General features: G+C 64.6%; 13 protein-coding genes. 8 read left to right on the top strand and 5 right to left on the bottom strand.

Going from position 1 to position 21202, the window contains the following annotated elements; translation table 11 throughout:
- Nucleotides 1-30: 30 nt before the first annotated feature.
- Nucleotides 31-828: a hypothetical protein gene (locus GEV06_00275; GenBank protein MPZ16339.1), complete on the bottom strand. Its 798-nt coding sequence runs from the start codon at nt 826-828 to the stop codon at nt 31-33.
- A gap of 167 nt (nt 829-995) precedes the next feature.
- On the opposite strand from GEV06_00275, the gene GEV06_00280 reads away from it, so the two are divergent.
- The 4 genes from GEV06_00280 to GEV06_00295 all read left to right on the top strand — a co-directional run bounded on the left by GEV06_00280 (nt 996) and on the right by GEV06_00295 (nt 7178).
- Entirely contained in the window at nt 996-2708 is a 1713-nt protein-coding gene (locus GEV06_00280; GenBank protein ID MPZ16340.1) for a bifunctional transaldolase/phosoglucose isomerase, read from the top strand.
- Nucleotides 2709-2818: 110 nt separating this feature from the next.
- The gene (gnd, locus tag GEV06_00285) at nt 2819-3796 is read left to right on the top strand and encodes a decarboxylating 6-phosphogluconate dehydrogenase (GenBank protein ID MPZ16341.1); all 978 of its coding nucleotides are present in this window, start codon (nt 2819-2821) and stop codon (nt 3794-3796) included.
- A 127-nt stretch (nt 3797-3923) separates the two neighbouring features.
- Nucleotides 3924-5477, top strand: coding sequence for a glucose-6-phosphate dehydrogenase (locus GEV06_00290; GenBank protein ID MPZ16342.1), 1554 nt, complete (start codon nt 3924-3926; stop codon nt 5475-5477).
- Nucleotides 5478-5684: 207 nt separating this feature from the next.
- Nucleotides 5685-7178 (top strand): sodium:solute symporter family protein, encoded by a 1494-nt coding sequence (locus tag GEV06_00295; protein MPZ16343.1) that lies wholly within the window; start codon nt 5685-5687, stop codon nt 7176-7178.
- 125 nt (nt 7179-7303) lie between these two features.
- On the opposite strand, the gene GEV06_00300 is transcribed toward GEV06_00295, so the two are convergent.
- Both GEV06_00300 and GEV06_00305 read right to left on the bottom strand, forming a co-directional pair.
- Complete coding sequence (locus GEV06_00300) at nt 7304-8368, bottom strand: NAD-dependent epimerase/dehydratase family protein (protein ID MPZ16344.1); 1065 nt, start codon at nt 8366-8368, stop codon at nt 7304-7306.
- Between the two features lie 16 nt (nt 8369-8384).
- Entirely contained in the window at nt 8385-8687 is a 303-nt protein-coding gene (locus GEV06_00305; GenBank protein ID MPZ16345.1) for an oxidative damage protection protein, read from the bottom strand.
- 547 nt (nt 8688-9234) lie between these two features.
- On the opposite strand from GEV06_00305, the gene GEV06_00310 reads away from it, so the two are divergent.
- The 3 genes from GEV06_00310 (at nt 9235) to GEV06_00320 (ending at nt 16374) form a co-directional block, all read left to right on the top strand.
- On the top strand, nt 9235-9486 hold the full coding sequence (locus GEV06_00310) for a hypothetical protein (GenBank protein ID MPZ16346.1): 252 nt from the start codon (nt 9235-9237) through the stop codon (nt 9484-9486).
- A gap of 305 nt (nt 9487-9791) precedes the next feature.
- Nucleotides 9792-11747 carry a BamA/TamA family outer membrane protein gene (locus GEV06_00315; GenBank protein MPZ16347.1) on the top strand — a complete coding sequence of 652 codons (1956 nt, stop codon included), beginning with the start codon at nt 9792-9794 and terminating at the stop codon, nt 11745-11747.
- Between the two features lie 103 nt (nt 11748-11850).
- A complete protein-coding gene (locus GEV06_00320; GenBank protein ID MPZ16348.1) occupies nt 11851-16374 on the top strand; it encodes a hypothetical protein in 4524 nt (1507 codons plus the stop codon).
- Between the two features lie 95 nt (nt 16375-16469).
- On the opposite strand, the gene GEV06_00325 is transcribed toward GEV06_00320, so the two are convergent.
- Nucleotides 16470-18428, bottom strand: a complete 1959-nt coding sequence (locus GEV06_00325; protein MPZ16349.1) for a DUF839 domain-containing protein — start codon at nt 18426-18428, stop codon at nt 16470-16472.
- A 199-nt stretch (nt 18429-18627) separates the two neighbouring features.
- Complete coding sequence (locus GEV06_00330) at nt 18628-19734, bottom strand: phosphoglyceromutase (GenBank protein ID MPZ16350.1); 1107 nt, start codon at nt 19732-19734, stop codon at nt 18628-18630.
- On the opposite strand from GEV06_00330, the gene GEV06_00335 reads away from it, so the two are divergent.
- Entirely contained in the window at nt 19444-21201 is a 1758-nt protein-coding gene (locus GEV06_00335) for a tetratricopeptide repeat protein (protein ID MPZ16351.1), read from the top strand. The two genes, GEV06_00330 and GEV06_00335, sit on opposite strands and share 291 nt — an antisense overlap.
- Nucleotide 21202 lies beyond the last annotated feature (1 nt).

The following is a 21202-nucleotide window of genomic DNA, read 5'->3' on the forward strand; positions in this document are numbered from 1 at the left end:
TTGCGCTTCCGTATTCTGTAGGCCCGACCTTTAGGTCGGGCGTGACCCCTTTCGCGCCTTGCGTCGAGTGGTGGACGTTCGAGACTTCGGCGTGGTACGGGGCTGTTCGTCCGGCTTCTCCGATTCTGTCGGCGGTTCCAGCTTTTCGACGCGCTCGACCAGGCGCCGTAGGGTCTGGACCGATGCGGTGCTCGTGCCACCCCGGTTCGACAGCCAGAAATCCGGGGCCTGCTGTGTGAGGATGTCGCGGAAACCGCCGCCGCTCTTGACGCTGTTGGGTGCGAAGGTCGCGATGTCGAGCGGCCCAGACCAGTCGTCCCGATGCTTGATCAGCAACCATGAGCGGCCGTCGGGCGAGGCACCGGCGGCCCGACTTCCAGGGACCCCCCGCGTCCGCACGAGCACCCAGGATCCTTTCAGCTTGTAGCCATTCAGCGTGAACTTGAGGTCGCCCTTTTGGAGGGCCGCGTCGATGTCGTCCACCTCTGGCTCCCACGTGCCCTGATCCCAGAGCATGACGACGCCGGCACCGTAGCCCTCGGGAATAACCCCTTCGAAATCGCCGTAGTCGATGGGATGATCCTCGACGTGCATCGCGAGTCGCTTCACGCTTGGATCGAGCGAGGGACCTTTGGGGACGGCCCAGGAGAGCAGCACCCCGTTGTGCTCGAGCCGGAAGTCGTAGTGGAGCTGTGTCGCGAGGTGCTTCTGAACGCAAAAGAAGCCGCCACGCGGTGTGACCCGACGCTGCGCCGACGGCTTCTCATCGCCGCGTGGCTCTGGCGACTTCGTGAAGTCGCGCTTCTCTCGGTACTCCTTGAGGGACATCGATGGCCTCCAGGACACAAGTTTACCGGTTCGGCGGACGCCTCGGCGAGGCGCTGGGGTGGCCCGTTCCGACCACCACGATGGTAGGGCGCGTTCGCCGAACGCGCCGTGCTCGATGCTAGACTGTCCGCTGTTGTCCGAGAATCGTCTTTGAGTCGCACACCATCATGTTGAACGCGCAAGATTGGCAGCTCCCGACCTCGCTGGCGGCGGCAGTGCAGGAGGAGCTGGAACGTTGGGTGACCGACGAGAAGATCGCGCGTTTGTGGGCGCGCGACGCCAGCCTGTGGACCGGCGGCGACGAAGCACGTTGGTTGGGTTGGCTCGGCGCCATCGAGCATCAGCGCGGCCAGATTGACGCGCACACCGCGCTCGCCGCCGCCTTTCGTGACGAGCAAGTGACGGACCTGCTGCTGCTCGGTATGGGTGGCTCCAGCCTCGGGCCGGAGGTCATCGGCCGCGTCCTTGGAGCATCAGTGGGGTGGCCGCGCTTGCACGTGCTCGACTCTACCGATCCAAGTCAAGTCCGCAGTGTGGAGGCGCGTGTCGACCTGGCAATGAGCACAGTGATTGTCGCCAGCAAGTCTGGCACGACGCTCGAGCCGAACATCTTCCACCGCTACTTCTTTGGGCGGATACAGGAGCGGCTTGGCGCTCATCGAGCCGGTCGTCGCTTCGTGGCGATTACGGATCCAGGCTCGCAACTCGAAGACGTGGCTCGGCGCGACGGCTTCCGTGCCACGATACACGGTGATCCCTCGATCGGCGGCCGCTACTCCGTGCTGTCGCCGTTTGGGATCGTGCCTGCCGCCCTGATCGGCGTCGATGTAGCGGAGCTCCTGAAGCGTGCCGGTGCCATGGCGGATGCGTGCCGAAACGGCGGGACGACCAACCCCGGGCTCCGCCTCGGTGTCGTGCTGGGAATTGCTGCGCTGCAGGGCCGCGACAAGCTCACCATTGTCGCGTCGCCCACTGTCGCGCCGCTGGGAGCGTGGCTCGAGCAGTTGATCGCAGAATCGACAGGGAAGAACGGTCGTGGAATCATCCCGGTGGACCTCGAGCAGCTCGGATCGCCGGATGAGTACGGTGACGATCGAGTGTTCGTCTATGTCAGGTTTCGGCCGGCGCCAGATAGTCAGCAGGATCAGCGCATCGACGCCTTGATGCAGCGCGGTCAGCCCGTCGTGCGTATCGACATCGCTGAACCGTATGATCTGGCGCAGGAGTTCTTTCGCTGGGAGGTGGCCACGGCTGTCGCGGGCGCAGTCGTGGGCATCAATCCATTCGATCAACCGGACGTCGAGGCGAGCAAGGTCGAGACGCGCGCCTTGACTGACGCGTTCGACGCCACCGGTAAGCTGCCGGCGGAGCGCCCGCTCTGCGACGACGGGCTGCTGCAGGTGTTTACCGACGGCGCCAATGCGAGCGCGCTTGCCGTTGGCCAGGGAGGCGGCGTGCGCGACTGGCTGCGCGCTCATCTCTCTCAATTGCGGCCAGACGACTATTTCGCGTTGCTCGCATACCTGCAGATGAGCGACGGCAACATCGACGAGCTACAAGCGATCAGACACGCCGTGCGGCAGCGATTTCGCGTGGCGACCTGCCTGGGCTTCGGCCCGCGCTTCCTGCACTCCACGGGCCAAGCGTACAAGGGCGGCCCGAACAGCGGCGTCTTTCTCCAGGTCACGTGCGATGAAGCGGGGGATCTTCCCGTGCCAGGCCGTCGTTACACGTTCGGGGTCGTCAAGGCAGCGCAAGCACGAGGCGACTTCGACGTGCTGGCGGCGCGCGGGAGACGTGCGCTCCGTGTGCACCTGCCTGCCGACGTCCCGCGCGGGCTCAGGGCGCTTGGTGAGATGATCAGGGCTGCTCTCGAGTGAGATGAGAGGAAACGGGGAAACGGGGACTGCCCTCGTTTTCTCAGCGTAAGGAAGTGAAAACGAGGGCTGTCCCCGTTTCCCCGTCTCCTCCAATACTAGGTGTTGAAGCGATGCAAATTGGGATGATTGGTTTGGGCCGCATGGGCGGCAATATGGTTCGGCGATTGATGGGCGCCGGACATACCGCGTCCGTGTACGACCGCAGCGCGGACGCAGTCGACGCGCTCGTGTCAGAAGGCGCATCGGGCACGACGTCGCTCGAGGATCTCGTGACCGGGCTCGAGACACCGCGGGTAGTCTGGATTATGGTGCCCGCCGGCAACCCAACCGAGCAGACAGTCGACGCGCTCGCTCCGCTGCTCACCGGGGGCGACATCATCATCGACGGTGGCAACTCGTACTTCAAGGACGATGTGCGACGGGCGGAGGCGCTGAAGCCACGCGGCATTCAGTACGTGGATGTGGGAACCAGTGGCGGGGTGTGGGGGCTCGAGCGGGGCTACTGCCTGATGATCGGTGGTCCGGCCGAAGCCGTCAGCCATCTCGACCCGATCTTCCGGGCGCTTGCGCCGGGAGACGGCGGCGTGTCGCGCACACCAGGACGCAGCGGCGAGCCGGTTGCCGCCGAGCTCGGGTACTTGCACTGCGGCCCGGTTGGTGCCGGGCACTTTGTCAAGATGGTCCACAACGGCATCGAGTACGGTCTCATGCAGGCGTTTGCGGAAGGGTTCGACATCCTGCGCAGCGCGCGCCTCGAGCAGGTGCCAGAAGCGCACCGCTACGAGCTCGATCTCCGCGACATCGCCGAGCTGTGGCGACGGGGGAGCGTCGTCTCCTCCTGGCTGCTCGACCTCACGGCGCAAGCGCTCGTGGAGCAGCCAGACCTCGAGCGCTACTCTGGATTCGTTCAGGACTCGGGCGAAGGACGCTGGACGATCTTTGCCGCCATCGAGGAGGCGGTGCCGGCCGACGTGCTCGCCGCCTCACTGTTCGCGCGCTTCCGTTCGCGGCAGGAACGTACCTTCGCGAACCAAGTGTTGTCCGCGATGCGCGAGAAGTTCGGCGGGCATCAGGAGCCAAGGGGATAGAGGGATCAAGGGGCCAAGGGATCAAGGGATCAAGGGATCAAGGGATCAAGGGATCAAGGGGCAGGCTCAAGGTCTCGAGGTTCGAGGTTCACGCTTCGAGGTTGCGGAGCGAATAAGCGAAGGTCATATGGCCGATCAGGAGCTGGACACGACCGTCGTCGAGGAGACGCGCGCGCTGGAGCCGACAGCGAAGCCGGCGGGGGCGTGCGTCATGGTGATCTTTGGGGCAACGGGCGACCTCACCAAGCGTAAGCTGCTGCCTGCGCTGGTCAATCTTCATCAGGAGCACTTGCTCGACGAACCCTTTGCCATTGTCGGTGTCGGTCGCCAGGCCATGAGCGATGACGCGTTTCGCGACCGGATGCTTCAGGAGCTCGCGCAATTCGCCACGCGCCCGCTCTCGGCGAGCGAGAAGACCTGGCTGTGCAAACGGCTGACGTATGTGAGCGGCGATACGCAGGATCCCGACCTCTACCAGCGCTTGGCCGAACACCTTGCGGAAGTCGACCGGCGCAATCAGACGGAGGGGAGTTACCTCTTCTATCTCGCGATGCCACCGGCACTCTTCCTGCCGATATCCAAGCACCTGGCTCGCGCCGGGCTGGTGAGACAAGCGAATACCCACTGGCGCCGCGTCGTGATCGAGAAGCCGTTTGGCCACGATCTCGCTTCCGCGCGAGACCTGAATCGCCAGGTCGCCACGTGTCTGGGCGAATCGCAGGTCTATCGCATCGATCACTACCTCGGGAAGGAGACGGTGCAGAACCTGATGATCTTCAGGTTCGCCAACGGCATCTTCGAGCCGGTGTGGAATCGTCGGTACATCGACCACGTGCAGATTAGCGTGGCGGAGACGGTCGGCGTGGAGCAGCGCGGCGGCTACTACGAGGAGGCGGGCGCGCTTCGTGACATGGTGCAAAACCACCTCTTCATGTTGCTCGCGCTCACCGCGATGGAGCCGCCGAGCTCTTTCGAGGCGGAGGCAGTACGCAGCGAGCGCGTCAAAGTGCTCGAAGCCATCGCGCCGTTCACGCCGGACGAGGTGCGCCGGTATGCGGTGCGCGGTCAGTACGGGGACGGGACAACAGCCGATGGTGAGCCCCTCTCCGCCTATCGCAGCGAGAGCCACGTGGCCCGCGACTCGAAGGTGGAGACGTACGCGGCGCTGCGGCTCATCGTGGAGAACTGGCGGTGGGCCGGCGTGCCCTTCTATCTCAGAACCGGCAAGCGGCTCCCGAAGCGCGTGTCCGAGGTCGCCATCCATTTCAAGAGCCCGCCATTCGTCATGTTCCGTAAGACGAAGGTCGACAGCCTTCGTCCAAACCTTCTCGTCGTCCGGATTCAGCCGGACGAAGGCATCTCGCTGCGGTTCCAGGCCAAGGTTCCGGATCAAAAGCTGCGACTGGGCACCGTCAAGATGGACTTCCACTACCAGGACTACTTCGGCGCGAGCCCTTCGACCGGTTACGAAACACTGCTCTACGATGCCATGATGGGAGATGCGACGCTGTTCCACCGCGCCGACATCGTCGAGGAGGGCTGGGAGAAGGTCACGCCCCTGCTCGACGTGTGGCGCGAGGAGCCAGCCGCGGAGTTTCCGAATTATGCGGCGCACACGTGGGGCCCAGAGGCCGCCGATGCCCTGCTGGAGCGCGACGGACGGAGCTGGCGCCGGCAGTGACGGGGTGACAAGGTGACGGGGTGATGGGAGCGACAACGTGATGGCGTGGCGCCAGGGCCGGCGTGCAGATCGGTCGACGTGCCCTGATCTTTTGACGCGGGGCCTGAAGGCCCCGCGCTACTACAGCTCGAACGAACTCCCTCACCTGGTCACCTGGTCACCCGGTCACCTGGTCGCCTCTCGCGCCTTTTACCCCCGGAGGAGTTCGTGAGCCCTCTGGCCGTGGTCGTCTTCGCGTATCCGCTGGCGATGGTTGCCGTTAGCCTCTGGCGCTCTCGCAGGATCAAGAGCCACGAGGACTTCATGGTGGCCGGCCGCTCCGTTTCCGTACCGCTGCTGGTTGGGACGTTGGTCTGCACCTGGATCGGTTCCGGCTCCCTATTCGGCGGTGCCGGGTTGGCCTATCGTAGCGGTCTCGCCGAGCTGTGGTTCTCGTTTGGCGGCTGGGTGGGGCTCGTCGTCGCCTTCTTCATTGCGGGCCGCGTACGGCGGATCGCCCAGTACACGGTCCCTGATCTTCTCGAGCAGCGCTACAACGCGACGGCTCGTGTGCTGGGAACGGTCGCGATCATCCTCGCTTACGTCACGATTGCTGCCTATCAGTTCCGCGGCGGCGGCTGGGTGCTGTCGATCGTGACCGACGGCGCAATCGACGCGACGACCGGCCTCTACATCACCGCGGCAGTCATCGTGCTGTTCACGGCGCTGGCCGGCATGGTCTCGATCGTCACCGTTGATATCCTCAACGGTGTCATCATCACGCTTGGCGTGCTCTTCGCACTCCCTTACATGGTGGTCCAGCTTGGGGGCGTCGCCAGCGTAGTGTCCCTGTTGCCAGCCGAGCACGTGACGCCCCTCGGCGGGCACAACGCACTGTGGGCCGTGGGCGTCGCCCTGCCCACGTTCCTCTTGCTGTTGGGCGAAAGCGGGATGTATCAGAAGTTCTTCTCGGCCAAAGATGAGCGGTCGGCACGCCTTGCCGTCCTCGGGATGGTGGTCGGGATCGTGGTCATCGAAGTAGCGTTGGCGCTTCTCGCCATCACCGGGCGTGCCGCCTACCCGCGGTTGATGGAGGAGACGTCGATTGTTGGTCGTGCGGCGTCCGAGACGGTCATTCTCTACGTGGCGCGGCACGGCTTGCCGATGATCGGCGGAGCGATGCTGCTGAGCGCGGCGGTGGCCATCGTGTTGTCGACGGGCAACACGTTCCTCCTCGTGCCCTCGACCAACGCCAGCCGCGATATCTTCCAGCGGTTCATCAAGCCGGACGCCAAGGAAAAGCAGCTGATCAACCTGCAGCGGGCGTTCATTGTCATCTTTGGCGCGCTGGGGCTCGTGCTGCTGACGCAGTTCCAAACCGTGCTGTCCATGGCGCTCTATGCCTACTCGTTGGTCGGCGCGAGCCTCACGCCGGCGCTCTTGGCTGCCTTCCTGTGGAAGCGGGTGACGCCCCAAGGCGGGGTCGCCTGCATCGCCGGGGGACTGGGAGCGATCATCGGCATCGGGCTGCTCGGCCGGAGTGGCCTCGACTTCAGCATGAACATTGGCGGCACGGACTTCGACTTCGCCAGCAGCGACTACATCGTCATCCCGGGCGTGATCGTCTCCTGTCTGCTCTTGATTGTGGTGAGCTTGTTGACCAAGCCGTCACCGCGCGAGAAGTGGGAGCCGTTCTTCTCGACGCCGGCGCGAGGAGCCTGAAGGCGCCTCGCGCCCGCGGCCGCCTCGGCGAGGCCGCCGTACTTTTGTCCGCCGAAGCGCGGAGCGCGAAGGCGGAGCAGACAAGATCTTGTCCACGCCGGCCAACATCTTGACTGCGCGACCCGCTAGAAGAACTTCTTGATCAGCCCTAGCGCGCCTTGACGCCAGGGCAAACGATGTGAGACACCGGAGGCCTCCGCAAACTCGTGGCGGTGAGCGATGTACCACTGGAAGTTGCGGATGAGAGCCTCCCGATTGGAGTACTTCGGCGTAAAGCCCAGAACGTGCGTCGCTTTCTCGATACCGACGAACGAGTCGTGACACGCCGTTTCGTAGACCCACTTGTAAAGCGGTGAAAGGCCTAGCTTCTCGAGCGCCCGAAGACTCCACACGGCCGGCGCAGCGGGGAAGCCGATGATTCGCTTGCCTTTACCCGCGTAGGTCAGCACCGCTTGATAGTCCTCGCGCATCGTCGCAAATTCCTTGGCGCCGATGTTGAACGTGTCGTTCACGCGCTCGCGTGGCAGCGTGAGGCACAGATGGATCACCTCACAGAGATCTTCGACATCGAGGAGCTGGTAGCGGTTGTGCCCGCGGCCGATCATGGGAAAGTGACGACCGTCGAGCGCCCAATCGTAGAGCAGCGCAAACACGCCGAGGCGCTCGGGTCCGACAAACGACTTCGGCCTGAGAATCGGCACGCAGAGGCCCTTGGCGCGCTGCTCCAGTGCCACCATTTCGGCCTGCACCTTGGCCTGGCCGTACGGACCAACCCCCTCGAGGCGATCGTCTTCGACGACCGGATGATGGTCCGGGATGCCGTAGACCGCGGTCGAGGAAATGTGGACCGCACGTTCGACGTCCGACCGCCGTGCGACCTCCAACACCAGGCGCGTGCCCTCGACGTCCGTCGTGTAGATGTCCCTGGAGCTGTAGAGCGGCAGCGCTGCCGCGCAGTGCACGACGTGTGCGCATCCCGCGATGGCGCGTTCCACGTCGGCCCGGACGCGAATGTCCCCCTGGATGATGCTGATCTCGCTGGCGATATCTGGATAGGTGAAGTCAGTGATGTCGAGGGAAACGAGATCGTACCCGCGCGCGTGGAGATAACGAATGAGATTGATGCCGAGAAACCCCGCTCCGCCGGTCACGAGGACGCGCGGACGGTCCTGTCCGTTGAGATCCGTCATGCATTCCCTCGTCCGTTCAGCGCTGACCTTCGGGCACATAGCCGGGTGGTGGCGCGGCGCTCTCACCAAAGAAAAACTCCTCCATGTAGCGCGCCATGAGATCTTGTGCCTCCTTCTGCCAGGGCATTAGGCGGTACTCATTGAGGATCATGCGCATGCGCTCCTCCCACATCTGCCACGCCTCGGCCGACACGTTCTCGTAAATGCGCCGGCCGAGCTCGCCGGGCCACGGTGGCTCGTCCAGACCCGGCAGCTCGCGCCCGAGCTTCACGCACTTCACGAGGCGCGGGTTGGCGGGTTCCGGTGTGTCTGCGCTCATAAGGACTACTCCCGCCCGACTTGAAGGTCGGGCCAATCAGGTGACATGGATCGGAAGGCGAAAGAGGCCGTTCTCAAGGGTTCTGGTGAGCAGACCGCTCTCATCTGCTTCAGCGCGCTTCCGGTACTCATTCTCACCTATTCTGGGCAGTCGGTGAAAAGGATCGAGGCTCCGGATGTGCGCATGGCGGGCATGTATGTCGTCTCGGCATGCCATTCTTACGCGGTCGTGTAGGGAAACCCTTCGGCGCGGGCGACGAGCATGCCCGGCAAGTGAAATCGAGGCAGGCTCTTCACCGGGCCTGACGCCGTCGGACGCTGTGCTCGAGGTGGCACGGAAGTTGTAGCACTTACGGGCACGAGTCGCCTGGGGCCGGTGTGCGCGGCATGCGAGTGCCCTGGGTCGGTCAGACCTTAGCTAGGCCTCCGACACGGCTTCTCCGTGGCGATGGCAGGTCGACGATCGGGCGCGCACGACGAGCGCGCTCGCAGTTCTGGTTCATGGAGGTGCGGACGTGAACGACGAGCTCAAGACGCTGAGTCCGACAATGCCGGGTGAGCCGGCGCGGCGCAAGGAGCGTCGAGGCTTTGCTTCGATGTCTCGCGAAAAGCAACGGGAGATTGCCAGTAAGGGCGGGCGCATGGCGCATCTGAAGGGCACGGCCCATGAGTGGACGCCCGAGGAAGCACGCGTGGCCGGACGCAAGGGTGGCATGGTGAGCCGCGGAGGCCGCGGCCGGCTCACGGGGCCGGGTGAGGCCGAAGAGGGGACAGAGAGCTCGGCCGGCCCAAGCGTTTAAGGCTCGAAACTTGACATAGCTCGTTAGCTGGTCGGTCAAGTTTCCTCCCCAGCGCCCTCATGTGGTGGAAGGGCGCTGGGGACCCGATTCGAGGTGTGGGATCGCGCCCTGGCGGATGCGGTGGCTGGCACGTTGCTGCCGTACGGCAGCTGTTCTCGTGTGGCGTCGCATACCCTCCCCCGCCAGGGCGCGCTCCCGCGCCCTTCGACGAGCTCAGGCCGAGCCCTGACAAAAGGGGCCTGTTCCCCTCTGCCGTGGTCGTTCGCTCTCTTGTGCAGACCGCAATCCCAGGGCAACATTGACGCGTGGCGCACGAGGGCATCCCTCCTCCGCGACGTCTGGCCACACCGGCCTGCCGATCGGCTGGCCAGGTGCTTGCCTACCTCATTGCGGCATGGCTTTGTGCCTTGCCCGCCTCGGCGCAGGAGGAAACACTCCACGTCGAGCGCCTTAGTTTCACCGGTGTTCAGCACGTCGATGTCGACGACCTCGAGTCGGTCCTGGCCACCCGAGAGAGCAGTTGGCTACCGTGGGGGCGTAAGCACCGGTTGGTGTCCGACCAGCTCCAAGCCGACCTTGGACGCATTGCCGCGTACTATGCTGACCGCGGTTACCCACAGGCGCGCGTCACCCGCTACGACGTTCGCCGCGAGGAAGGGGCTGGCAACGGCGTTTCGATCACGATCCATGTAGACGAGGGTGAGCCGGTCCTCCTGGAGGAGGTGCAATTCTACGGCTTCGAGTCCTTATCGCCGGATGACATGGCACGCCTGAAGGCGGCGGTCCCGCTTCGCGTCGGTCAGCCTCGCCGCGTCACTGACCTGCAGGCGAGTCGCAGCCGCGCGCTCGCGTTGCTGCGCGAGCGCGGATACGCGTACGCGACGGTCGATACGCTCGAAGCGCAGGGCTCGGCTCCCGCGCGCATCTACGTCATCCTGGCCGCCACAGCGGGACCACAGGCGCGGTTCGGTCCGATCACCATCGCGGGCAACCACACACTGCGCGGTCGCAACGTCCTCGAGCAGCTCGTCTTCAAAGAAGGTGAGCCTTACCAATGGAGCAAGCTACAGGACAGCCAACGCCGCCTGTACCAACTCGAGCTCCTGCAGTTTGCCAACATCGAAACGACGCGCGGAGGCGAGGGTCAGCCGGTGGACGTGCCGGTCCAGATCACCGTCAGCGAAGGGAAGCCCAGGCGTCTCAGCCTCGGGTTGGGATTTGGCAGTGAAGAGAAGGCACGCGCGACGCTGAACTGGCGGCATGTCAACTTCTATGGCGGCGCCCGGAAAGCGGGCATCGAGACGAAATTTTCGTCGCTCGACCGTGGCGTGCGTGTGAGCTTCGAGGAACCCTCGTGGGGACGGTATGGTCTTGTGCTGTCGACGAGCGTTCAGTCGTGGTTCTCAGACGAAACGGCTTATGACCTGGCGACCAGCGGCGGCCGCGTGACGCTCACCAAGGAGCTCGGTTGGCGGGATCCGGTGCGTCAGCGCCAGGCCACGACGACGGCGTCGCTGAGCCTGGTGAACGAGTACGAGGACTACCAGATCAGCAACGAAGCGCTGTTGGATCCCGAGTTCCGCGACACGCTCATCGCGCTCGGTCTCGATCCGACGACCGGAGAAGGGGAGGGCGTGCTCCGCGCGATCGCGCTCGATTTCCAACACAACACCACCGCGAACCTCCTCAACGCCAATAGCGGGTACATCGCTGCGGTTCATCTCGAGCAGGCAGGACGATGGGTCTCCGGTGACTGGGACTACTTCGAGCTCACGGCCGAAGGGCGCTTTTACAGGCCGCTCGCGGGCCGGGCCGTTCTGGCGGTGCGTGGCCGTGCCGGGAGCTTCTTCGGCGCCGATGACATCGAGCTGCACGTCCCATTTTTCAAGCGCTATTTTCTGGGCGGCTCCGGTAGTCTGCGTGGGTGGAACCGATTCCAGGTTGCGCCGCTCAGCAGGGACGGCTTTCCGTTGGGCGGCCATGCGGTGTTCGAGAGCGCGGTCGAGCTGCGCATGCCGGTCATGGGGAACTTTTCGATGGTCGCGTTTCTCGATGCAGGCAACGTCTGGGCGAATTCGTGGGACTTCCGGCTGAACGACCTTCGCTACGCGGCTGGCCCAGGCCTTCGCTATCAAACACCCATAGGGCCCGTCCGTGCCGATGTCGGTTTCCAACTGAATCCAATACTAGGTCTGAAGGTGGATGGCGAACCGGAAACACGGAACTGGCGGCTGCATTTCAGCATTGGGCAAGCATTCTAAGGTTCGAGGTTCGAGGTTCGAGGTTCGAGGGGCGAAGTTCGAAGGCGAGTGGTTCCGACGTTCCGACGATTTCCTAACGGATTGAGTCTCATCTGAAGTGCGGTTGCTTCGACGTACCCTGCGCGTTCTCGTCATCCTCGCGGCACTCGTGGTCGGGCTCGTGGCGCTCGCCCTGGTGGCGACCCAGACGCCATGGTTCAAGGAGCGCGTCCGCCGCCTCGCGGTCGGCCAGGCCAACCGGGTGCTCAACGGCGAGCTCTCCATCGGCCGCCTCGAGGGCAACCTCTTCACCCGCGTGACCCTCTCCGACGTTGTCTTGCGTCAGGAAGGACGCCCGTCGATCACAATCGCGCAGGTGGAGGCGACCTACGATGTGACGAGGGTCGCTTCCAATGGTGTGACGCTCGATGGCTTGGCGTTGGAGCGTCCGGTGATCGTGCTGCGTCGAATGGGCGACGGTTGGAACCTTGGACGACTGCTCGCGCCGCGGCCTTCTGCAGGTCCACGCCGCGGCCCGCGGCTCACCTTCAACCGGATTTCCCTCACCGGCGGACAGTTCGTTGTCGAACCCGAGCACGATCCACGACCGCCCCGCCGCTTCGATGAGATCGATACCGATCTCGCCCTGAGCAACAGCCCGGACGGTCTTCGCATTGCCGTCAACCGCCTGAGCTTCGTGACCGATCAAGCGGACCTCGCGATGCGCAGCTTCACGGGCACGATGGTCTTTGACCAAGGGACGGTCACGCTCGATCGGATCCATGTCGTCACCGCGCAGAGTGATTTCGAGGTGCACGGCTCGATCGCAGACTTCGCCGACAGGGCGCGCTACGGTTTGGACGTCGAGGCAGCGCGCGTGTGGCTGCCGGAGTGGGCAGGGCTCCTCCCGGCGCTCCGCAACATGCGGTTGAATCCAGTGTTTGGCGCCAGAGTCGATGGTCCTGCTTCTGCCATGCAGATCCGGGTCCGTGACTTGCGCTCGGAGGCGGGCCAGGCCGATGGTAGCCTCCTCGCGGATTTCGTGGGCCCCGATCGAGCGCTCAGCGGCACGCTTGCCGTACAGGACGTGGACCTCGCACCGATTTTCGATGACGCCGAGCGGCAGACGCACATCACGGGTGATGTGACGTTCGATCTCCACTTCCCTCCGCGGAGCGGCGAGGGCATGGCGGACGGCACGTACCGATTTCAGGGCCCAGTCGCGCGAGCGTTCGGCTACGAGGCCCAAAACCTCACCGCACAGGGGCGAGTCGACGGGCGGCGGGTGACGATTGCGAGCGCGGTGGGCAGGGCGTACGGTGCGCGGGTGAGGTCGAGCGGCACGCTCGATGTGCCGGTGGACGGGAAACCGTTGGCGCTGGATCTCCGCGGGCGCGTGCAGCAGGTGGATATGCGCCGTGTGCCGCGTGTGCTCGACCTCCCACGGCTCGCGACCAGTCTCGACCTCGACTACTACGTTCACGGGCCCGAGGGCGCGATCGGGGGGGACGCGACGTTTCATGCGCCGTCGGTCGTCGAAGGCACGACCGTTGGTGAAGGCAGCGTGGCGCGCTTTGCCTTCCGGCCGCGCCGGTTCGACTATCAAGCCAGCGGCACCGTCACCGGGCTGGATCTTCAGCGACTGGGTCGTGCGCTGGATGTCGAGGCGCTAGCCGCAGACCGATTCAGGAGCCAGTTAGGCGGCCAGTTCGACGCGCGCGGTACCGTGGCGCCAGACACGCCGGCGATCGTTTCCGGATCTGGCAGGTTGGTCGATTCGACAATCATGGGCGGCGAGCTTCCAGAGCTTCGCTTCAAGGCCAACATGGCCGACAACTCACTCGACGTCACGGCTGATGGTCGCTTCGTGGACTACGACCTCGAGACACTGTTTGACGTCGAGCGCGTCACCAGTCGACTCACCGGTTCGGCCGACGTGCGGCTCTGGTTTCCAGATGTCCGCGCACCATTGACACCCGAGTATCTCGACGTGAGCGGGCTCGTTGCGCTGCAGGATTCGGAGGTTGCCGGTGTGACCGTCAATGCGATGGAAGCAAAGGGTGACTACGAGAAAGGGGTCGCAACGTTTGACACGCTGAGCGCCAATGGGCCGGGATACTCACTGACTGGCGCGGGCACGGCCTCGCTCGATGAGGAGACGCCCTGGTCAGTCACCTATCGGATCGTGTCGGACGACGTCGAACCTCTGGCGCGCCGCATCGGCCAACCGGTCAAGGGAGCGGCAACCGTCGAGGGGCGGATTACGGGCCGGCGTTCGGAGCTCACCACTACCGGAACGCTCGAGGCGCAGACAGCCGCGTACGGCGCACGGTTCTCGATCGCACAGCTCGACTCGACGTTTCAGCTGGTGCTGCCAGAGCTCGACGTTGCTCGGCTCAGAGGCGAGGCCAAGACGCGTGCGAGTCGTGTTGGAGCGCCCGGCGTCGAGTTGCAGACGCTGACCGCCGACGCCACGTATGCAGACCGCACGCTGGACTTTCGAGCGAGTGCTCTGGAATCGCGCGGCTCGATCGAGACACGCGGCCGTGCATCCCTCCTCGATGGTCGCCAGGAGGTCCAACTGGAGGAGTTTTCGATCGAGCGCAGGGACGTGGTTTGGCGTCTCCCTCCGGACCGAGAAGCGCGCATCGTTTACGACAAAACGACGGTGACCGTCGCTGGAGTCGAGTTGGTGAACCGCGCGCAGCGGCTGGCGGTCGATGGGCTGCTCGCCATCGGCGACACCAGCAAGTCCGAGTTGGAGGTCACAGCGGAGCGGGTCGACCTCTCGCAGATGGACGACCTCACGATTGGCGACCGCGGGATGGCAGGCATGCTCGACGGCCGCGCGACCATTCGCGGCACGCCTGCGGCGCCGTTGGTGAACGCAACCCTCGACGTCAGGGACGGCGCGTACGGCGACTACGAGTTCCAGTCGCTCGCGGGCACCGTCAGGTACGACGGCGCGCTGGCGGACGTCGATCTTCAGTTGCAGCAAGATGCGAACGCTCGCCTCACGGCGCGCGGTGTCGTGCCGAAGACGCTGTTCCAGCCCCGCGCCGAGGCGCCCGCTGGCCACGTGGCCGCATCCGCACGTGACCGGCTCGACGTGACGATCCAGGCACAACAATTCAGTCTTGCCCTGATCGACGAGCTGGTGCCACAGATTCAGCAGATGCAGGGCACAGCATCGGCCGACCTTCGGCTCACCAATGCCGGCCTGGATCCGCACATCGTTGGGTCGGCGGATCTCGCCAACGTTCGATTCACGCTGCCGGCCACGGGGCTTCGCTATCAGGGTGGACACGCGCGTCTCCGATTCCAGCCGGAGCGGCTGCGGATCGAGGAGTTCCAATTGCTGGATCCCCAAAAGCAGCCGCTGGCAGTGACGGGGCAGATGGCGCTGCACGGCGGCGACATCGGCGAGTTCGTCGTGAGAGTCAAGGCGCAGCAGTTCGCCCTCGTGAACAACGAGTACGCGAATCTCGACGCCGATCTCAACCTCCGTATCGACGGAGAGCTGCTTCGGCCGCGCGTGCAGGGGGACGTCACGGTGAGGACATCGGAAGTGGAAGTGGATCGACTGCTCGAGCGTTTTGGAGCAGGCACCTACGCCGCCGAGCCGATACGAGAGCTGCCCGAGCTGACGATCCGACCCGGGGAAGAGATCAGCGTGACCGTGCCGCCGCCCCGGCCTTCTGACCTGCCCGCCGACAGCGAGACGCCTCCCGGCGATCGCACGGAGCCTTCCCCCGAGCCTTCCCCTGGGCCAGGAGGCGTGGCGCGGCTGCCGTCGGCCGACGCCGAAGACCAGACGACCGAGCGGCCGAGCGCGTTTGCCTCGAGCGCACTGAACGTCAGGGTCAGGATTCCCGACAACATGATCCTCCGTGGTCAGAGCCTCCGGCCGGGCGCCCGCGGGCTCTCGCTCGGCGACATCAACGCGACGGTCGGCGGTGACTTCCGCGTTGCGAAATCCCCGGGAGAGCCGGTTGTGCTGATTGGGAGCGTCAACATGGTGCGTGGCCAGTACACATTCCAGGGCCGGCGCTTCGAGATTCAGCGCGACGGACGTATCACGTTCCGAGGTGGCGGGCCCATCGACCCCGGCCTGGACATTTGGGCGGAACGTGTCATCCAGGGCATCCAGGCGCAGGTCCATCTTCATGGGACTGCGCGGCAGCCCGAGCTCTCGCTCTCCAGCAAGCCGCCGCTCGATGAAGGAGATGTCCTCGCGCTCATCATCTTCAACCAACCGGCGAGCCAGCTCGGTCAGGGACAGGCCCAGACGCTCGCAGAGAGCGCGGGAGGCCTTGCTGCCGGAATCGTCGTCTCACCGCTGGCACAGACCCTCGGCAGCGCGCTGAACATCGACCTCCTCGAGGTCCAGACGACCGACGAGGCAGGCCGCATCAGTCCGTCCATCGTTTTGGGTGAACAGGTCGGCGAGGCGCTCTTCGTCAAGTTTCGCCAGCAGTTCGGCGCCCAGCAGGTGAGCGAGTTCCTCTTGGAGTACCAGCTCGCGCACTACCTGCGGTGGCGCTCGTCGGTGGCGGAGGGCGAGGGCGTGGGCCGCGGTGCGAACCGATCACTCATCCAACGCGTCGAGCGCTACGGCATGGATCTCATCTTTTATTTCGCATACTAGGTCCTTAGGCCTCAGTCCTTGGTCCCTGGTGCGCCTATGACCCCGATGCCAAGGCGAACCAAGAACCAAGAGCCAAGGACCAAGGACCGTTATTACTACGCGCCGATGTGGAACGGCGGTCGCTCGCGCCACACGGCGACGACGCTCGGGCGCGGTGGCCCCGCGCCGAAGTCGGGCCAGCGCGTGCTCGGCCCAGTGGGATCCGAGAGCGTGGATCCTTCACCCGGATGCTGGATGCTGACAAAGAGCGTGCGCTGGTCCGGTGCCAGCACGAGGCTCGCGACCTCGGCGCCCATCACGCCACTGAGGAACTGCCGGAGGAATCCGCGGCCCCGACCATCGGTCGGTACCGCGTAGATGCCGTCGTTCGCCCCGAACGTGCTGGCCTGACCGTCGGTGGCGATCCAGAGGTTGCCGCGCCGGTCGAACGTGATGTTGTCCGGCGAGGAAATGGCGCTCACGTTGCTCTGATCGAAGCCCGCGAAGTAGGTGCCGTCGGCGGGCTCGTCGGGGTCCCCGCAGAGAATGAAGACCTCCCACGTAAACGACGTCGCTGCGTGGTCGTCGTCTTGCTCGGTAATTTCCAGGATGTGGCCGTGCGGATTCGGCTGTCGCGGGTTGGCGGCATCCTCGCCGGCGTCTCCGGAGGGCGTCGTCCGCGCGGTGTTGTTGGTGAGGGCGAAGTACACCTTGCCACTGCGGGGATTCGTCTCACCATCTTCCGGACGATCCATCCTGGTCGCGCCGGATACCAGGGCAGCCTCTCGCGTGTTGATGCACACTTCGGCTTGCGTCCAATCGGCCAGCGCGCCCTGCCCGGCGATCAGGGGAATCCACGCCCCCGTCCCGTCATCGTTGAACTTCGCCGCGTATAGGATGCCTTCGTCCAACAGGTCACGATTGTGTCCACGAACGTGGCTGACGGGCTTGGCGCTGACGAACTTGTAGATGTGCTCGAATCGCTCATCGTCTCCCGAGTAGACGACGGCGCGTCGACTTCTCGACAGCGCCACGGTCGCCGCCTCGTGTTTCATGCGACCCAGGGCGGTCCGTTTTGTCGGAAACGAGTGCGGATCGAACGGATCGATCTCGACGATGTAGCCGAACCGAAACGGCTCGTTCGGCTCTTTGGAGACGTCGAAGCGGTCGTGGAACAGCTCCCACCTGCGTGCGCTGGCGTCGCCCGGGATCCCGTAGCGCTCGTGGAAGGCTCTTCGTGGATCGCTCTCTGGAAGGGCGTTGTTGTTCGCGAAGTATTGGTTGAAGTTCTCTTCGGCCGTCAGCAGCGTCTGCCACGGCGTGATGCCGCCCCCGCAGTTGTTGAGCGTGCCGAACGCCAGGCGCCCGTTCGGATCGCCCGACGTCTTGACCATGGCGTCCCCCGCCACCGGTCCGCCCAGGAGAATGGGCGTAGCCGCCGTGATCCGACGGTTGAATGGGGATCCCCGGCGAACCTCCCATCCTGTCTCCCGCGACTCGATGACCTCCAGCACCGACAGGCCATGTGCCATCAGCTCGATGTTCACCTGTTCTTCGAGTGGACTCTCAGGGTTGTAGCCCTCGAACATCAGCTCAGGGTTGGTGTACTCGTGATTGACCGTGAGCAGACCGCGCCTGCGCCATCCAACCCCGAATCGCCCGCGCCTGCCGCGGTGCTCAGGTGGGAGCGGAAAGAACATCAGGAAGTCACAGTTGTACCCGACCTGTTGGGCCTGTTGTATGGGTGTCTGGCCAAGCGGATCGAACGTGGGAACGCCATCGTGGAGCGGGTCACCCCATCGGGCTACGACCGCCGCGCGGTAGCCCGGCGGCACGACCACCTGCTCGCCAGACTGCAACGGGATCGTCTTGAAGGTCAAACCGTTCGATCCGCCGAGCGGTCGTGTTGCCGTATCGGCGCCAGACGGCTCGGCCAGCGCCGTTGGTGCAACGACGAGCAGAGGCGCGGCTGCAGCTGCGCCCTTGATGAAGCTCCGGCGACCCACGCGCCTGGCCATCACTTCTTCGAATGTTTCCCCGAGCCGCAGGAGCGGCTCATGAACGCCTGTCGACATCCTGCATCCTCCTTCCCACGTGGTGGGAGCTGCCGCTGAGCGTAACGGCGGGTGATGACAGACGTATGACGCGACGTCCGCGCACCGGTAAATTCCAAGTAACGGTGAATCTTCTGAAGGAGCGCGGATGGATGTTCGTGAGCGTGAAAGGAGGCCGTAGCCAAGACGAGAGTACGGCGGTCTCGTCGCAGCACCTGCACTATCTGAAGAGCTGCGCAATCGGCTTGCCCGCGCCCGGATACTCGGCGCGATACTCGAACCCGAGCAACTGCGCAATCGTGGCGGCAATCTGATTGGCATAGACCGTTTCGGCCTGCGACCACTCGCCGCGCAGCGGGACGCCCGGAACGACATACGCTTGCCAGACGTCCTGTGCGCCATCGATCTTGCCGTGCTCCGACCAGTCCTTGACCGTGTGGCCCCGGCCGTGGTCCGTGGTGATGAGCAGTGCTGTTTGCCCCCGGTACTGCGGATCGGACTCGAGGAACGTCCAGAGCTCACGCAGATATCCGTCCAGCCGCGCCAGCGTGTCGAGCAGGCGGTTGTATCGACCCTGGTGTGCATCCACATCCGTTTCGCTGAACGCTAGGTAGAGCACCCGCGGTCGGTGCCGGCGGAGGTGCGCCATCGCGAAGCGAAACGTGAACGCGTCTAACCGATCATCGTCTGCATCTCCTCTTGCTTCGTGCTGCAGCGTGTTCAGCGCGTCGATAACGGCACCGGGCGCGTCGTAGTCCTCGTACCCCGCGTTGACGAAGATCTGCCGCTCCTTGCGCTGGACGATCCAATTGAATGTTTCCCAGGAGCCAAACATGGCAACGCTTCTGTCAGTGCGACCCAGGCGTTGCCTGAGGAACTCCAACACGGTCGGATACGGATAGAACGTCTTATCGTTGCTGTCGATCTCATCGTGCGCCTCGCCCACGAGGATCTCCGAGTATCCCGGATAGGAAAACCCGTGACGATTGGTGATCCAGACACGGCTGCCGCGTGCCCTGTTCCCAGCAATCGAGCCATGCTGCCGCATGAGCGTCTGCCAGAAGAACGGCATCAGCTTGACTCGCCGTTCCTCCGGTGTTGCAGCCCAATACTTCTCGTAGGCAGGCTGCTCCTCGAGCTCGACTCCCTTCTCGAGTGTCGACTCGAGGACAGCCAGATCCAGGCCACCGAAGATCTCCTCGACGCGCACGCCGTCCATCGTGATGAGAATCACGTTTCGGACGGTCGGCTGAGCGAAGGCCCCGTGGGCGCACGTGACGACACCGACCAGCACACCGGATATCACGCCGCGAGCCAGATCATGCATGATGGCTTCCCAACCAGAGCAATCGGATGCGAGGGCGCTTTCGGTGAAGCTGCCTCAGAAAGCATAGCGCTCAGAAAGCATAGCCCAGTGAGAACTGCACGCTCCGCGGATGCACTTCTAGCGGGCCGCGTCCTCCGGCCGCGCTCCGAGACGCTCACTTGCGAGCCCCGAAACTTGACTCAATGCGTCAAGTTTCGCGTTCTCAAGAGTTCGTGCCCGCTTTTATTGATATGCTCGAGCATGAACATGACGGTTCTGAGATTTGCGAGACGCCTCCGTGTCTCTGAAGGAATCATCACGGGCGTCTTGGTCGCTGGCCACATGCCTGTTCACGCGGCCCCCGGACAGGCTCGCTCGTCAACGGCTTCCGGCTTTGCAACCATTGCTGTCCGCGCCGACGCCGCGCGTGACGCAGGCCGCCTGGACGAAGCATCGGGTCTCTATCGCCAGGCGTTGGCCCTGCAGCCCGACTGGACGGAGGGTTGGTGGTCACTCGGCACCATCCTCTACGACCGGGACCTGCACGCGGACGCGGCGCGGGCCTTCCAGCGCGTGGTCTCCCAGAATCCGAAGAACGGCACCGCACACCTAATGCTGGCGCTCTGCGAGTACCAGCTCGATCGCAATGCAAGCGCGACGCAGCACATCCAGGCCGCTAAGACGCTGGGCGTCCAGAAGGACGACCAGCTGCTTCACGTGCTCGTCTATCACGAGGCGATGCTCTTGCTTCGTGCGGGCCGCTACGAGCGCGCCATCGAAGCCGCGCGGCCTCTGGTGGCCGCCGACGTCGAGGATGACAACCTCGATGTCGCGCTTGGCTTGGCCGTTCTGTTAATCCGTCCAAACGACGCGCCGCCGGAGGGCTCGCCGCGCCGTCAGATTTTGCTGCGCGCAGGTCGCGCCGAGCGCCACAGCCTGTCCAAGCAGTTCGCCGAGGCGAGGGAGCACTACAGCGCCCTGGTGCAGGAGGCACCGAGCTTCCCGAACGTTCACTACGCGTACGGTCGTTTCCTGCTCGCGACGGAGGATCGCGAGCGTGCGGTCGCCGAGTTCCGGGAGGAGATCAAGCGCGATCCCTCTCACGTCCGCGCACGCATGCAGATTGCCGCCGCACGCTACCGTGTGGATTCCGCCGCCGGCATCCCGTTCGCCCAGGAAGTCGTGAAGCTCCAGCCAGACTATCCGTTCGGCCACTACTTGCTGGGATTGCTGTACTTCGACACCGGCGACATCACGCGCGCGATTCCAGCGCTCGAAGCGGCGGCTCGCATGGTGCCCGACGAGCCGCAGTTTCAATTCACGCTGGGCAACGCCTACGCGAGGGTCGGGCGAAAGGAGGATGCCGCGCGAGCGCGGGCCGCTTTCCAGCGGCTGCGTGGAAACGACACGGCAACGTCGTCGCCACGTCTCGACCTGGACGAGGCCGAGCCGACACCGCGCGCTGGGAAGAGCCGGCGACCCCGATAGC

Origin of the sequence: Luteitalea sp., assembly GCA_009377605.1 — a bacterium.
GTDB lineage: Bacteria > Acidobacteriota > Vicinamibacteria > Vicinamibacterales > Vicinamibacteraceae > WHTT01.